Source organism: Halioglobus sp. HI00S01 (genome assembly GCF_001635445.1).
GTDB lineage: Bacteria > Pseudomonadota > Gammaproteobacteria > Pseudomonadales > Halieaceae > Halioglobus > Halioglobus japonicus.
Map to the genome: position 1 here is coordinate 203366 of NZ_LWEE01000025.1, position 14756 is coordinate 218121.

13 protein-coding genes are annotated in these 14756 nt (G+C 56.0%); 2 read left to right on the forward strand and 11 right to left on the reverse strand.

Going from position 1 to position 14756, the window contains the following annotated elements; genetic code table 11:
• Nucleotides 1-23 precede the first annotated feature (23 nt).
• The 6 genes from A3709_RS05880 to A3709_RS05905 form a co-directional block, all read right to left on the reverse strand.
• Nucleotides 24-1058 (reverse strand): phosphotransferase, encoded by a 1035-nt coding sequence (locus A3709_RS05880; RefSeq protein ID WP_066051475.1) that lies wholly within the window; start codon nt 1056-1058, stop codon nt 24-26.
• A 15-nt stretch (nt 1059-1073) separates the two neighbouring features.
• Entirely contained in the window at nt 1074-1760 is a 687-nt protein-coding gene (locus A3709_RS05885) for a hypothetical protein (protein ID WP_066051478.1), read from the reverse strand.
• 26 nt (nt 1761-1786) lie between these two features.
• On the reverse strand, nt 1787-2449 hold the full coding sequence (locus tag A3709_RS05890) for an enoyl-CoA hydratase/isomerase family protein (RefSeq protein WP_066051481.1): 663 nt from the start codon (nt 2447-2449) through the stop codon (nt 1787-1789).
• 65 nt (nt 2450-2514) lie between these two features.
• Nucleotides 2515-3657 carry an acyl-CoA dehydrogenase family protein gene (locus tag A3709_RS05895; protein ID WP_066051484.1) on the reverse strand — a complete coding sequence of 381 codons (1143 nt, stop codon included), beginning with the start codon at nt 3655-3657 and terminating at the stop codon, nt 2515-2517.
• 22 nt (nt 3658-3679) lie between these two features.
• The gene (locus A3709_RS05900; protein WP_066051487.1) at nt 3680-4867 is read right to left on the reverse strand and encodes an acyl-CoA dehydrogenase family protein; all 1188 of its coding nucleotides are present in this window, start codon (nt 4865-4867) and stop codon (nt 3680-3682) included.
• Between the two features lie 71 nt (nt 4868-4938).
• Nucleotides 4939-5940 carry a haloalkane dehalogenase gene (locus A3709_RS05905; protein WP_066051490.1) on the reverse strand — a complete coding sequence of 334 codons (1002 nt, stop codon included), beginning with the start codon at nt 5938-5940 and terminating at the stop codon, nt 4939-4941.
• Nucleotides 5941-6106: 166 nt separating this feature from the next.
• Here A3709_RS05905 and A3709_RS05910 point away from each other — a divergent pair, with 166 nt between their 5' ends.
• Complete coding sequence (locus A3709_RS05910; RefSeq protein WP_066051493.1) at nt 6107-8365, forward strand: TonB-dependent receptor; 2259 nt, start codon at nt 6107-6109, stop codon at nt 8363-8365.
• 94 nt (nt 8366-8459) lie between these two features.
• On the opposite strand, the gene A3709_RS05915 is transcribed toward A3709_RS05910, so the two are convergent.
• From A3709_RS05915 to A3709_RS05935, 5 genes are all read right to left on the reverse strand, one after another.
• Nucleotides 8460-9155, reverse strand: coding sequence for a histidine phosphatase family protein (locus tag A3709_RS05915; protein ID WP_066051495.1), 696 nt, complete (start codon nt 9153-9155; stop codon nt 8460-8462).
• 71 nt (nt 9156-9226) lie between these two features.
• On the reverse strand, nt 9227-10354 hold the full coding sequence (locus A3709_RS05920) for a glutathione S-transferase N-terminal domain-containing protein (protein ID WP_066051498.1): 1128 nt from the start codon (nt 10352-10354) through the stop codon (nt 9227-9229).
• A 1-nt stretch (nt 10355) separates the two neighbouring features.
• A complete protein-coding gene (locus A3709_RS05925) occupies nt 10356-12167 on the reverse strand; it encodes an arylsulfatase (RefSeq protein ID WP_082849927.1) in 1812 nt (603 codons plus the stop codon).
• Entirely contained in the window at nt 12168-12542 is a 375-nt protein-coding gene (locus A3709_RS05930; protein WP_066051501.1) for a hypothetical protein, read from the reverse strand.
• A 95-nt stretch (nt 12543-12637) separates the two neighbouring features.
• On the reverse strand, nt 12638-13492 hold the full coding sequence (locus tag A3709_RS05935; protein ID WP_066051504.1) for a type 1 glutamine amidotransferase domain-containing protein: 855 nt from the start codon (nt 13490-13492) through the stop codon (nt 12638-12640).
• Between the two features lie 126 nt (nt 13493-13618).
• Between A3709_RS05935 and A3709_RS05940 the strand changes: the two genes are divergently transcribed.
• Complete coding sequence (locus A3709_RS05940) at nt 13619-14689, forward strand: MBL fold metallo-hydrolase (RefSeq protein ID WP_066051507.1); 1071 nt, start codon at nt 13619-13621, stop codon at nt 14687-14689.
• The last annotated feature ends 67 nt before the right edge of the window (nt 14690-14756 follow it).

Here is a 14756-nt window from a genome sequence, read left to right on the forward strand (position 1 = left end):
TCATAAACGTGGTCTGTCCCCTATTATTCGACCAGTTCGAGCGCAGCTTCAGCGATAGGCTGAACCAGTTGAGCAACCTCTGCTGCGGCAGTGTTGGACGCATTACCCTGGGTAGCCCGCTTGGCTACACCCTGGGCAATAGCTGCCAGGCGGAAGAAACTGAAGGCCAGGAAGAAGCTCCAGTTGTCGATGCGCTCGATACCCATATATTCGCAGTACTTGGCCACGTACTCTTCTTCATTAGGCAAGCCAAGTGCACTCAGGTCAAGCCCCACCAGGCCAGAGGGTGCCATTTGGGGCTTGTCACTCGCTGGCAGTCGCATAGCCATGCACTGGTAGGCCAGGTCTGCGCAGGGGTGACCCAGAGTTGAGAGCTCCCAGTCCAGCACGGCGATCACTTTACTGTTGTCACTGGCGTACATCAGGTTGTCTAGCCTGAAATCACCATGCACCAAAGCCACCTGACCATCGTCAGCGGGAAGATGGGCCTCAAGCCGGGTAATCAGGCGATCCATTGGATCAATTCTCTGCAGTTCCGAAGCACGGTACTGGCCTGTCCATCGTCCTACCTGGCGCTCGAAGTAATTCCCGGGGCGACCGTAATCTCCTAGCCCGACAGCTTCAAAATCGACGCTATGGATTGCTGCCAGGGTTTGTGCCATCTGGTCGTACATAGCAGTGCGCGTCGCGGGGCTTTCTATTTCGCCCAATGCGGGGTTCCAGTAAACGTTGCCCTCGCAGTACTGCATCACATAAAACATGGAGCCAATGATCGACGTGTCTTCGCAAAGATGAAAAACCTCAGCGACTGGCACGGGGGTGTCACGCAATGCAGCAAGCACCCGGTATTCTCGATCCACCGCGTGCGCCGACTTGAGCAGTTTACCGGGAGGCTGCCGGCGCAGCACGTAAGTGCCGGACTGTGCGTCTATTTTGAACGTCGGATTCGACTGCCCACCCGGGAACTTGCTGGCGGTGAGCGGGCCTCTAAAACCGGGGACGTTGACCTCAAGATATTTGGCTAAAGCTGATTCATCCAGCGTATCGACAGAAGACATCAAATACTTTTCCTACTAAAACAATTGATAACGCGGGCCGCGCGCTGCGGGCACTTTTTCATCTTCAGGCAGCGTACAAATCCTGTCCATACGGGTTTTGCTGCCGTCGGCATACTCCCAGATGAGCTGGTCGCCATCCATATAGCGCCTGACGACAACAGGCCCCCAGCCAAAGGCATGGAAATCGAGTACACCATCATTCCAGATCATGGAGGCAGAAGTTCGCATACAGTATTCGCGCTCGCCTACCGTAAACAGCACTGAGCCCTCTGTGTCATCGGTATTCAGGCCAGCCGTACTGTTAGGCCCATAGTCGTGAATGATGCCACTACTGGTCACTACCGTGCGCTCGCCACACTGTTCCACCCGCTCCAAATGCCCGATATGTCCACCTTCAACACCGATCCAAAGACCCCGAATATCAGCTGCAGCATCGGGCAATGGCTCAGTACATTGGGCCAGAATCGGCAGGGGAAAATGCGAGTAGCCACAGCCCGGCGTATTACCTTTGGGGATGTCGGCGGCCATAACGCCGCTACCGTCGAGCTCGGGCAAGTCACAGTAATCCAGCGTACTGCCATCGCCCGCCAATGTGGCTGGATCGGTGGTCAAGGGCGGACGCGCGGACAAAAATCCCAGCCAGAATACAAACAGAACAAGACAAAAAGGTACAAGCAACAATGCAAGCAGAAACTTTTTCATGGCAATGCTATTCCTCCCCATATCTTCTAGCCCGCAACCAGCGCTTCAGCCATCGGACCAAACCAGGTCTGCTTGAGTGTCTTGAAAATACCGGGCTCTTTGGTGGCCAATAGGCTTGCCAGGGCCATGGATTGCTCCAACAATGTTTCTGCACAAGCTTTACCATCGGCAATACCCGCAGCCATTGCTTCTTCAGCGGTATAGCGTTTGCCCGTCAGCAGCGCGTCACGAGCGATGTTGGGTGTGAGTTTACCCTGCAAGATACCCATCATAGGCGGAGGAATTGGCACACCTACATCCACCTCGGACACGCAGAACCAGCCGCGATCTTCCCGCATGATTCGATAGTCGCAGGACAGCGCCATAAATGCGCCGCCCGCAAACGCATGGCCATTCAAAGCCGCGACAGTAGGACATTGCAAAACGAGGAACCGGCTATGGATCTCGGCCATATTTTTGGCAAAAACCTGCATCTCTTCCGGTGAGAGCGCCATGACCTTTTCCAGGTTAAGACCATTACAGAAGAACTTGTCGGTGCCCGTGAGGACCAACGCTGCCCCCTGCCCGCAATCATTCTCTACCGTATCGAGAATATCCAGCATCTCTTGATGCCACTGAGGACAGATGGTGTTCTGGCCGTCGTTCATAGTAACGAGGTGAAGACTGCCTTCTTTCTTATATTCAATCATTTCAGATCCTCTCATTGGGGACAGACCAGAATTAGTGAAACTAATTGTGTTCTGTCCCCACTTTTTTACGCTGCTGCCGGTGTGTTTACCAAAGCGGCGAACTGCTGCTGATGGTGATCGGCATCACCGAACAAGATGTTGGCAATCATAAGGCGCTTGACGTAGGCACCCACCGAAAGCTCTTCGGTCATACCCATGCCACCGTGCATCTGAATACCTTCACCGCCGATCTTACGCCCTGCCCGGCCCACCATGACCTTAAGAGCCAGCAGGCTACGCTGCGCGTCGGCGTCGCCGGCATCAAAGGCGCACACGGCCCGATACAGCAGTGATTTGGTGTTCTCGCAGGCAGCGAACATGTCCACCATACGGTGCTGCAGGGCCTGAAACGCACCGATATGAGTGCCGAACTGTTTGCGCGTCTTGAGATATTCCAGCGTCTGGGCATTCAGGGATTCCATCGCCCCAAAAGCATCTGCTGCTACGGCGAGCATGGCCTGCTCGATCACCGGTGTCATAAGCGCATAGCCTTCACCGGGGCCGCCAATCAGCGCCTGAGCGTTAACGTTATCGAGTACGACGTTAGCTGCTTCACGACCATCGGTCATACGGTAGCTTGTCGTCTCCACACCGGGAGCGTTGCCATCTACCAGGAACAGGCTCAAGCCATTCTCATCAGCCTGTTCGCCGGAACTGCGAGCAAGGACAATCAGTTTCTGTGCTGCGCCACCATTGAGCACAACTGTCTTCTCACCATTGAGGACCCAGTCCACGCCATCCTGTCGGGCACATGTCTTGACGTCGGCGACACTATAGCGGCTCTGGCGCTCCAGATAGGCGAAGCCGCCCTGCAGCTGTCCGGCAATGATCTGCGGAATGAGATCATTCTTGAGCTCGTCGCTGGCACCAGCCTGCAAGAGGCCACCGAACAGAACTACCGTGGGAAGAAAAGGTTCAATAACCAGGCCGCGCCCCAACTCCTGCATGATAACCATGGTATCCACAGGCCCGCCGCCAAAACCGCCGAACTCCTCTGCGAATGGAATGGAAAGCCAACCGAGGTCGGCGAATTGCTGCCAGTGTTCAGTGCTGAAGCCGCCGGGCAGTGCCACCACGGCATTACGCTGATCGTAGTTGTAGTTATCCTGGACAAAGCGCGCAATGCTGTCCTGGATCATGGTCTGCTCTTCAGATAGATTGAAATTCATCACATTACTCCTGGTGTTCTACCTACAAGCCCAGCACATGCTTGGCAGTTACATTTTTCTGTACTTCATCTGAGCCGCCATAGATGGAGGAGGCGCGTCCCCGGAAGTACTGCTTTTGGGCAACGTCAGCAAAGTCGTGGCCAAACTGCGCGCCATCCAGGTCACCCTGAAGCGCTTGGCTATAATAGCCCGCCACATCCATGCGCAATTCCTGTAGCGTTTTCTGGATTGTCGTCCCCTGCAACTTCAGCAGGGACGACTCTGGACCGGGCATGCCCCCCTCCGCCGCGGAGGCGAGAACACGCAACTCAGTGAACTCCAGTGCCATCAGGTCTATCTCTACCTCAGCCAGGCGAGCGGCGAAAATCGGGTCATCCAGCAGGGAATCACCGCCATTTACTTCAGCACGCGCTAGCGCGCGCAGCTTCTCAAGGTTGCGCCTTGACTCAGGCACTTCCGCAATCGACAGACGCTCATGAACCAGCAGCGACTTGGCGTAAGTCCAGCCCTTACCTTCCTCTCCAATCCGGTTCTCCACCGGCACGCGCACATTGTCGAAATGCACCTCGTTCAGGTGGTAGATACCGTCAATGGTTTCGATCTGGCTGACTGTCACACCCGGGGTCTTCATATCAATCAGCAGGAAGCTAATGCCATCCTGCTTGCGCCCGCTGTTGTCAGTGCGAACGAGGCAGAAGATCCAATCAGCAGCCTGGGCAAACGATGTCCAGATCTTGCTCCCGGTAACCACGTACTCATCGCCTTCTCTCTCGGCCTTGCACTGCAGCGAAGCCAGGTCTGAACCCGCGCCCGGCTCTGAGTAGCCCTGGCACCACCAGTCGTCAGAGGTGAGAATGCGCGGCAAAAAGCGGGCCTTCTGTTCCTCAGTACCATAGGTATAAATGACGGGGGCCACCATGGTCACGCCAAAGGGAATGGGTGCAAGGGCACCGGCATTGCCACGCTCTGCATTGAAGATGTAGTGCTGGGTCGCCGTCCAATCCTGGCCGCCGTATTCCACGGGCCAACCAGGCGCTAGCCAGCCTTTCGCATTGAGGCGGCGCTGGTACTCCACCATACCTTCTTTGAGCTTCGGCGACGCTTCGCCAGCTGCCAACATTGCATTGAGGTCATCATCCATCACCTCGGCGAAAAACTGCCGAACCTCCGCCTGGAAGGCGAGTTCCTCATCAGAAAAACGGGTATCCATATTTACTCCTTACTTGATTGGGTACAGACCACCATTAACGGAGTCAATGGTGGTCTGTACCCGATGCTTTGTTAGTTGCGACCGGTGATATCCAGGAGCGCCTGTACGCATTGCTCGGGCTGGTCCTGTTGCAGGAAATGCCCTGCGGGCTCGATAGTTCTATGTTTCTGGCCCCGACAACCGGGCACCTTATCCATGAACGGCTTCGCCATCGCCGAGGTCACAGGATCATCATCTGCAAAGGCGAGCAAAAAAGGCTTATCGAACTGCTCGAGAACTTTCCAGGCAGCACGATTTTCCTCGACCTCTGGCTCGTCCCGGAACAGGGGCACAAGCGAGGGAAAACGGCGCGCACCCGCCAGATAGGACTCATCCGGATAGGGCGCATTGAACGCTGCCTGCTCCGCTTCTGACAGGGGCTTGGCATTGCCAATCATGTCTAAAAAATTACCTGGCTGCAGTGCCTCCGGACTCTCTGCGCAGAATTTTCGCCAATACATAAAACCTGGCAGCCCGGAGGTATCGCGAAAACGCGAATCCAACTCAGCCGCAGGGACAACCGGCAGCGTCTTATAAGCTTCTCGCAACGGCTCAGCAAACTCTTCAGGAATCAACCCAGCCGGCAGCCCACCATTAGAGAGAACGACATTGGCGAATCGCTCGGGAAAGGCTGCCACCAGCCGCAGTCCAATCAGGCTACCCCAATCCTGGAAGAACACAGTGATGCCCTGAAGATCAAGCTGGCATAGCCAGTCACTCATCCAGGCCACATGCCTAGCGTAGGTATAATCCTCGGTACGAGTGGGCTTGTCAGAGCGACCGAAGCCAACCAGATCTGGCGCAATCACCCTGAAGCCGGCGCTGACCAACGGCGGGATCATGTGACGATAAAGGTAGCTCCATACGGGCTGACCATGCATCAGCAGCACTACATCCCCGTCCGACGGCCCCTCATCCAGATAGTGGACGCGCAGCTCCCCACCCTCACCATCGGCCACCTGCACATAATGTGGCTCATAGGGGTAGTCAGGAAGGTCTTCGAATCGCTGATCCGGTGTACGTTTGAATTCCATCTTTAAGGGATCCTTTTTCTTATCCTGTAGCCGCGCTCAACGCGTGGAGAAATCCACATTCGTCGATATTGCGCTTGCGTTTTTCATAATTATGACATACTTTATGCCACATACAAATGACATAATCAATGCCGTTATAAAATAATACGCCGTGAGGAACCTTACTATGATGAGATTAAAACCCCTGGTATCAGCACTCGCTCTCGCCACCTCTGGGTCTGGCGCATTTGCGCAGTCACTGGCTCTGGAAGAGGTAATTGTCACTGCCACAAAGCGCGCCGAAAGCCTGCAGGACATTGCAGTCACTGTCACAGCGTTCAATGAAGATACAATTCAGGAAGCCAATATCCGCGACGCTGGAGATGTCGCTGTACTGACCCCATCACTCAACATTAACGCCAACATCAGCCCTTTCAGCGCACGGATGACCATTCGCGGCATCGGCACCGCCGGCTCCACTTTTCTTGAACCCTCTGTGGGCACCTTCGTCGATGGCGTTTACCTGAATCGGACCGGCCTTGCTGTGTCAGACCTGGTGGATATCGAGCGTATCGAGGTACTACAGGGGCCGCAGGGTACGCTGTACGGCAAGAACACCAACGCCGGCGCTATCAGCATTACCACCTTGCGCCCCAACTTCGAGGAAACCGAAGGCCACCTGGAAGCCACTGCCGGCAACTATGCCATGCAGCGCTATACCGGCTCAGTATCAGGCCCCCTCTCTGACACCGTGGCGTACCGTATTGCAGGTAACTACCATGAGCGTGACGGATACTTGGAAAACCTCGCAGGACCAGACCTCAACGACGCCGATGAGTGGAATGTTGTGGGCAAACTGGCCTGGGAACCCACCGATGAAATGTCGATGCTGCTCAAAGCCAGCCGGGTAGAACGTGATATGTACTGCTGCTCGCCCGATGCCGTTCATAGCCCCATTGCAGAGCAAGCGATTATCGATCAAGGTCTCCCGCCCTTGGGCGACGATCCTTTTGATCACAAAACATCACAGGACACTCCCAGCCCATTCGAACAGGAATCCACTGCCGTTTCGCTCCATATCGACTATGAAGCGGATTGGGGCATGATTGAGTCAATCACCGCCTGGGATGAATATGAACTTGAATCTTCACAGGAAGCTAGCCGCTCTGTGCTGAACGTGACATGGTTGGACCAGCCCCAATCCGGTGATAGTTTCTCCCAGGAACTGCGCTTCAGCAACAGTACAGACAACGTCGACTATATGGTGGGTCTCTACTACTTCGAGCAGGAGACCAGGGAATTCGAGGGGCGTATTTCAACTATTGTGGGTGACGATATCGCTGTCGGCACCGAGATCTTCGGGCCATCGCTGCCACTGATCGCGGCGCCGGGTGACTATGCCATCCAGAACAGCGTTTTCGAAACCGAAACTATTGCTGTGTTCGGTCAAGCCACATGGCACGTCGGAGACAACTGGCACCTGACTGGCGGTCTGCGCTGGAGCGATGAAGAAAAGGATGCGGAACTGTTTAATGACGTCGAGTCAACAGCCCTGACAGCTCAGGACCCAGAAAATATTCCTGAATTTGTCCTCGCTCTGCTGGCTCAACAGGGCATTGTTCCGCCCTTCTCACTCCTGTCATCAGCCCGCCCGGAGATTGATGAGTCGTTCAATCGCAGCAGCGACAACGTGGACTGGCTGGCAAGTGTCAGTTATGACTTGAACCTCGACACAATGCTCTTTGCCAGTGCCTCAACGGGCACCAAGTCAGGTGGCTTTAACGGTGTAGCCGGCGAATCCGATGAGCGCGAATTCGACGACGAAGACACAACCAGTTACGAGCTCGGCATCAAGAGCACCCTGCTGGACAATCGCCTACGCATTAACTCCACCCTGTTCTTCACCAAGATCGAAGACATGCAGACCAACCAGCAGGCTTCCAGCGGTCTTGGCCAGTTCACCTCCAACCAGGGCGAGGCAGAAGTTGCTGGCCTGGACTTCCAGATGGATGCACTGCCGCTGCCCAACCTGACCGTCACCCTCGGCCTGCAGTACCTGGATAAGTACGAGTTCACTGGCGGACCGGATAAAGGCCTAGACCTCGCATACGCCTCGGACATCAGCGGCAGCCTGGCAGCAACCCTCGTCCTACCCCTCGCCGACGGCAATACCTACCTGCGCGGCGACTACAGCTTTATGGGTGACCACCTGACCAACACGGCGCCAGCTGCACAGTTGCAGGCCCAGGATGAACAGGACCGCCAGAACCTGAATATGACCCTGGGCTGGCGCAACGACAACTGGAATGTAAGCGTGTGGGGCAAGAACCTGACCGATGAGGAATACGCGGCCCAGACTCTGGTAGCCTACCCCATCACCGATATGGACGCCTACTTCCTGGCCCCACCGAGAACGTATGGAGCGACAGTTCGCTACGACTTCTAAACTTAGCTATGTCCTGATTATCAAGCCCAGCGCCTAGTGCCTGGGCTTTTTTTTGTGACAGACCACATTGTTCGCGCTTGGCCTGCCCCCAGTTTCAGGTTGGCATCGACGTGTCCGAACCTATCGCGAGAGACAAATGGCTGGTGTCATTGAAACGCCTGAGGCTCAAGCGCCCCCGGTGAGCAACGAGATGACTGATCGAGCCGTTGTCGGCACCGACGAAAGCAAATGGCTCCGAGCGAGTAGCCTGCGCCAGCAGACTGCCGATGACTCCGCCGTGCACGACAACGGCCACCAGCTGGTCGGGATGTTTTGAAATGATGTGTTCCAGCCCACGTGATACCCGGGCATCCAGCTCAGCATTAGTCTCTGCACCAGGAATCACACCCCACTCCTGTCGTTCATACATTTCAACAATGTTGGGATGATTCTGGTGCGCCTTGATTCGGAATACTCCGCCTTCCCAATCGCCCAGATGGACCTCACGCAGATCTTCTACAACTCCGGGCACAATTTCTTTGATCTTGCAAAGAGGTGCCGCCGTCTCATGCGTACGGGACAGGTTTGTTACATAGACCGCATCAATCGCGTGATCAGCAAGGCGTTGTGCCAACTTCTCCGCCTGGTCTCGCCCTGTAGCGGCCAACTCCGGGTCGCCCTGACCATTCACCAGAGGAAACGGATTAGCTTCGGAGGCCGCTCTAGATTCGCCATGGCGAATCAGCAAAATCTCGGTAGCACCCGCAGGTCGCACGAATTTAGTCTGGCGGTAGGTCTTCTTGTCGCTCAAGGAGCCAGCCTCAGATAGCAATATGGGACAGCCCACAGTTTTGCATAAAACTGTGGGCTGTCCCATATTTTCTAGTCCCAAACTTCGAGGTTATCGGCGCGAGAGATACGGCGGCTCAGGGTGGCCGTGAGAATGGGCGTCATGCCGCAGTCCGCCAAGAGCGAGTCGACCTCGGCTTTCTCATCATCTGCCAATGCAGCGTAGGTATCCTGCACTCGCTGCAGCAAGTAGAAGCGATGGGGCTGGGCCAGGGCATTGACAGTAGCACCGCGTAGGGAGAACTCTGCGGTCCCCAGGACCAGGGCCAGACGCCCCACCGCCGCCGAACCCACCTCGGGCTGATTTTCGTCCAGCCAAGCGTTGATTAACGCTGCGGCAGCAAGGGTTTCCGGCACGAAGTCTTCCGCCAATACCTTGAGTACGGCCACGAGGGTATCGGGAATTTCATCCTCCGCGAGGAAATCAGTTCCCGCATTGAAGTACTCGGGCACATCCTGATCCGCACGGTTCATGCGCTCTACCCAGCGATACACCCGCGTGGCGCGCTGCTGCATGAGTCTAGCTGGATGAGGGTCGCGCCCCAGGTGAGCATACATCGGCGCCAACAGGCCGTAGTCACCAATGGAGGGACGCCAACCCAGCAGGTAGGGATATTGCTCAAAGTGCGCGTTCAGGGCTTCCAGGTACTCCAGATAGAGAGCCTCAACCACCTCGCGTGTCTCATCGGTGACACCAAAAAACATCCCCGCGTGGCGCATGCGATTCATCATCGCCTCGGTTTTTTCCTCGCGCTCGGGCATGTCCCGCTGGGAGTGGAGGAAGTGATAACGCACAAACTCAAGATTGTCTTCCGGGAAATTCCAGCGGTAATGCATGGCCGGCCGCAGCAGGCCATCGGTTCCAATCACGTCGAACAGCGCACTGATCACCTGTTGACGAGGGCCTGTCGGACGGTTCGGACGACCGTTGGCCGCCTCGAAATGTTCAATGATAGCGGCGCCGTCGCGAATCACTTCCCCTTCAGGGGTCACCAGCGTGGGGATAGTGGCCAGTTTACCCTTGGGCAGCACCTCAGCCTTGAAGCTCTCGTGGCCCGTAGACAACTCCTGAAACGGGATCTGTTGTTTGATCAGATAGCTGCGTGCCCGGCCTGAATACAGAGAGTGGGTGATCGCGTATAGCTTGTGTGTGTTTGACATGTTATTGAACCTTTCTTCTTGCACTGTGAGCAACCAGGAATGGCAGCAAGATCAGCGCCGTCAGCAATCCCACCAGCACTGGCGTCTGCAGACGCTGGTAGAGCGTGTTGATCACCAGTTGTTTCATGTGGTCATATCCTGGCGGGTTTGCCAGTACTTTGTTGTCCCGGGCATACACTTCATAGGCCGACAGCATACGCTGAAGCCTGACCGGCTGCTCTGCAGCAAGGTCGATGGTTTCACCGGGGTCTCGCACGATATCGTAAAGACGCCACTGCCCATCCCCTAAAGGCGGGCGAATGGAGAGCAATTTGTAATCGCCCTGGAACAACGCCGCATGCCCTGCCAATTCATACCCGACAGCGTCTTCAGCTCCGTACACACGCGTTACTTCCTGCTTCAGCAGTGGCTTCAGGTCGCGCCCGATCATCGGCTCTACCGGCCGGCCGCCAAAGCGACCTTCAGGTGCAGCCACCCCGGTCAGTGAGAGTATGGTGGGCGTAATATCGGTGACAAATGAAAACGCATGATTGAGCTCACCCTGCCCGGCTAGGCCGGCCCCTGCCACAATCAATGGCACCCGCATGCCGCCCTCCCCCGCATAAAATTTGTAGTAAGCCAGTGGGCTGGCAGCGGCGCTGGCAAAACTGGGGCTGATCGTGTTGTAGCTACCCTTGAGGCCAAGACTTTCGTAATCCGTGTTATAGCCCAGCGCCTCTGGCCCGCGGCGGGCCACAAGGGAATCAGGATCTGCCGGGCCGCTGGCCTCCGCACCGTTATCCGAGGTGAAGATAACAATCGTATTCTCGTATTGCCCTCGCGCCTTGAGATAATGCAACAAGCGACCAAGATGGAAATCCATAGCCTCAACCATGGCGCCGTATACAGCCATTCGCTTAGCCTCATAGCGACGCTGCCCTACATCCAGCGCGCCCCAGTCACCGGTTGTCGACATCTGAACCATGTCGATGCCTGCAGGCACTATCCCAAGTTCTACGGCACGCGCCAGCCGCTGCTCGCGCAATTCATCCCACCCGCCATCATAGACACCCATATAACGATCGATGAATTCCTGCGGCGCCTGCACCGGTATATGAACCGCCTGGAATGGCAGATAGGCGAAGAATGGCTGGCCGTCATCGAGATTGCTATCGATAAACTCGATGGTTTTATCTACCAGGAAGCGTGAGGAATAGAAGTCGTCAGGCAGCTGGTACTCTTCACCATCGGCGTACCAATTGGCCTTCTCGTAGAGCGGGATATAGGGACGCTGCTCCCAGTTGTCGGCTCCCGAGTCCGCCAGTGCGATCGTGCGCTGAAAACCGCGCTGACTCGGTAGCTGCCCGTCACCTGCCCCGAGGTGCCATTTACCCGCCATATACGTGTGGTAGCCAGCCCCCTCAAGCAGGGTCGCCACGGTGACCACGTTGCTGCCCAACACGCCCTGGTAGTGTCTATGGCGTTGCTGTTCGGGGGCCAGCATTTCCGGGATATTCGGCACGCCGGCAAGATGCGCATCCACCCCGGTGAGCAGCATTGCACGGGCGGGGGCACAGTTCGCCGCAGTGTGATAGTTGGTGAAGCGCATGCCCTCCTGCGCCAGGGCATCGAGTGTGGGCGTGTTGATTTCGCTGCCGTAAGAACCAAGATCGCTAAAGCCCAGGTCATCGGCCAGCACCAGCAGGATGTTGGGCCGCGCTGAAGCGACGGGAACCTGCTCCGGCTCAACAATGGCTTCTTCAGACTGTCCCAGGGATGTATGTAGCAGCAGCGCGGCAAACAATGCGCTCGAAAGCGTACGGGCTATCACCACTCAGGGCTCCCGTGCCAAGCGCTGTGACGCGAGCAGAAGAATCACCGTGACCACCAACTCTACACCGATCTGCGGCGCCAGGGCGGCATCATGGAACAGCCAGGCGACTACCCGCCCAATGGCCGTCAGAAACAGCAGGAGCGCAGCCGGGTAAAACCAGGTGCGCCGCCCTGTCACCAAGCCAGCCAACATGCAGATGCCCAAGGTCAGAAAAAACCCTGACATATCCCCCACCTGCGAACTAAGCCCCAGGCCTGTTGCCAGCTCGAGTCCGAATTCAGGTGCGATGCCCGCCGGAGCTACCAGCCAGCGAACGCCCATCACAATAAAAAGAATGGCTGGCAGCAGTACCAGCACGCTCAACACTCTATTCATAATTTGCTCATCCGATAAAATGGGTACAGCCCACAATTGGTCAATTGGGGACAGAACACAATTAAAGGGCGAATTGTGGTCTGTCCACTTAAGCTTTATTGCTCGCGGTCGGCCAGGATAAGCATCATGCGATTGGCAGCCTCCAGGCCTGAGTTCTGATTCTGCCCGGTCACAAAGCGCTGCTCATCATCTACAGTGACGTGGGTGGCAAAGAAATCCTTGAACGCAGTTTGGCTTTCGTAGATAGCCCCGGCCTTGCGAAGCTCCGTTTCAGGGTGCAGTGGCGTGATATCAATACCTAGCTCCTTGACCTGCTTATCGGTCACCCCCGTCATGCGGCGTCCGGCGATCAGTAGCTCACCATCTTGATCACGCGCGCTCACGAGTCCTAGCACGCCATGGCAGATACCGCCGATCATCGCTGCCTTATCGCCGTAGTAGGCCTCACTCACCTTGGCCGCCAACTCCGGCGATTGCGCCAGGTCGTAGGCCGCTCCCCAGCCGCCGGCAATGAAGACGATATCGTATTGCGACACATCTACATCCGCGATGGGGATGGATTTTTTGACCTTCGCCAGCGCGATGCTGTCCTCAAGAAAGCGTTCGTCCTCGGGTGAAATAATCATAAACTGAAGCGTCTGCGGATCGATAGGAATCTCGCCGCCTTTGATGCTGGCAACGTCGACTTCCATCCCACCGTCGAGAAATGTGTAGTAAGGGTGGGTCAATTCAGAGGCCATCACTCCGGTTGCCGGGCCTTCGGTTTCGCCGGGAGCCGCCAGCACGGCGTGGCTGGTGGCAATGACCAGGGCACGCTTGCCAGGCAGTTCTACAGTCGGGCCCGTGTACTCAGGATGCACACCGGCCTTGTGCAGGATCGTAGGTAACGCAAGCAGGAACACACCCAGCAGCACAACCACTACCACACCGATCTTGAGCAATCTTTTCATAAACAAAAAACCTTAATTACCATACACTTATAGGCAAGCAACCTAACCGTGAATTAATTTGACACAAAGAATGCCATAAGTAACACTGCGGCATCAAGTCGAACTACTCTCTACTATGGTGGAACTATGAAAAAGACTGCGCTCGTTCTAGGCGTCATCGCCACACTTGCTGTGATCGCATACAGCCAACGTGCAAGTATTGCTGGCAGAATCATGGACGTTGGCCTTGAACGAATGATGGGGGCCAACCTGATTGCCGATCTGGACGACGGGCTGCACCTCACACTGTGCGGCGCAGGCGGACCGATGCCAGCACCCAAAGCCTCAGGACCCTGTGTCGCCGTCGTCGCCGGCGAGCAGTTCTTCGTGGTTGATACTGGCACGGATGGACCACGTAACCTCGGCCGCATGAACTACCCTATCGGCGACCTGAACGGTGTTTTTATCACCCACTTCCACTCTGATCACATTGATGGCCTTGGCGAACTAAGTACATTGCGTTGGGCCGCTGGCGACAATACCAGCCCGCTCCCCGTTTACGGTCCAACAGGCGTGGAAAAAGTGGTAGAGGCATTCAATGCTGCGTATTCACAAGACTTCGTTTATCGTCATGAACACCACGGGGACACAGTCGCGCCAATGAGTGGCGCCGGCATGACGGCCATCGCATTTGACGTGCCCGCAAAAGACGAGCTCACCGTAGTCTACGAAAAAGACGGACTCAAGGTAGAGATGCTCGTGGTCGATCACTTCCCGATAGATCCTGCGGTAGGTTACCGGTTCAGCTACAAAGGCCGTACGTTGCTGATCTCTGGCGACACAACCAAGCAGGCTAACTTGCAGGCATTTTCTGAAGGCATTGACCTGCTCGTGCATGAGGCGCTGGCGCCAAATCTCCTCTTGAGGATGAATGCAGCGGCCAAGAAAATTGGCAACCCGATCATGGCGAAAATCACTTACGATGTTCTCGACTACCACACCAGCCCGGTTGAGGCTGCCGAGATCGCCAGAGATGCCAAAGTTGGCCACCTGCTCTACTATCACATTGTGCCGCCCATGGTCATCCCGGGCCAGGATGCGCTGTTCCTGGACGGTGCTGAAGACATTTTTCCGGAGTACACCATTGGCCAGGATGGGGTTTCGTTTAGCCTTCCGGCAAACTCTTCTGAGATTATCAAGACCCGCATCGGCCTGTAGTAATTGAGCAAAAAATTGGGGACAGACCACCCTTTCAAAAAGATAAAGTGATGGTCTGTTCCGTGAT

Coding starts and splice junctions, on each gene's coding strand:
- A3709_RS05930 (WP_066051501.1), bottom strand. CDS start 12,542: ATGAATAGAGTGTTGAGCGTGCTGGTACTGCTGCCAGCCATTCTTTTT.
- A3709_RS05910 (WP_066051493.1), top strand. CDS start 6,107: ATGATGAGATTAAAACCCCTGGTATCAGCACTCGCTCTCGCCACCTCT.
- A3709_RS05885 (WP_066051478.1), bottom strand. CDS start 1,760: ATGAAAAAGTTTCTGCTTGCATTGTTGCTTGTACCTTTTTGTCTTGTT.
- A3709_RS05905 (WP_066051490.1), bottom strand. CDS start 5,940: ATGGAATTCAAACGTACACCGGATCAGCGATTCGAAGACCTTCCTGAC.
- A3709_RS05940 (WP_066051507.1), top strand. CDS start 13,619: ATGAAAAAGACTGCGCTCGTTCTAGGCGTCATCGCCACACTTGCTGTG.
- A3709_RS05890 (WP_066051481.1), bottom strand. CDS start 2,449: ATGATTGAATATAAGAAAGAAGGCAGTCTTCACCTCGTTACTATGAAC.
- A3709_RS05900 (WP_066051487.1), bottom strand. CDS start 4,867: ATGGATACCCGTTTTTCTGATGAGGAACTCGCCTTCCAGGCGGAGGTT.
- A3709_RS05935 (WP_066051504.1), bottom strand. CDS start 13,492: ATGAAAAGATTGCTCAAGATCGGTGTGGTAGTGGTTGTGCTGCTGGGT.
- A3709_RS05920 (WP_066051498.1), bottom strand. CDS start 10,354: ATGTCAAACACACACAAGCTATACGCGATCACCCACTCTCTGTATTCA.
- A3709_RS05895 (WP_066051484.1), bottom strand. CDS start 3,657: ATGAATTTCAATCTATCTGAAGAGCAGACCATGATCCAGGACAGCATT.
- A3709_RS05880 (WP_066051475.1), bottom strand. CDS start 1,058: ATGTCTTCTGTCGATACGCTGGATGAATCAGCTTTAGCCAAATATCTT.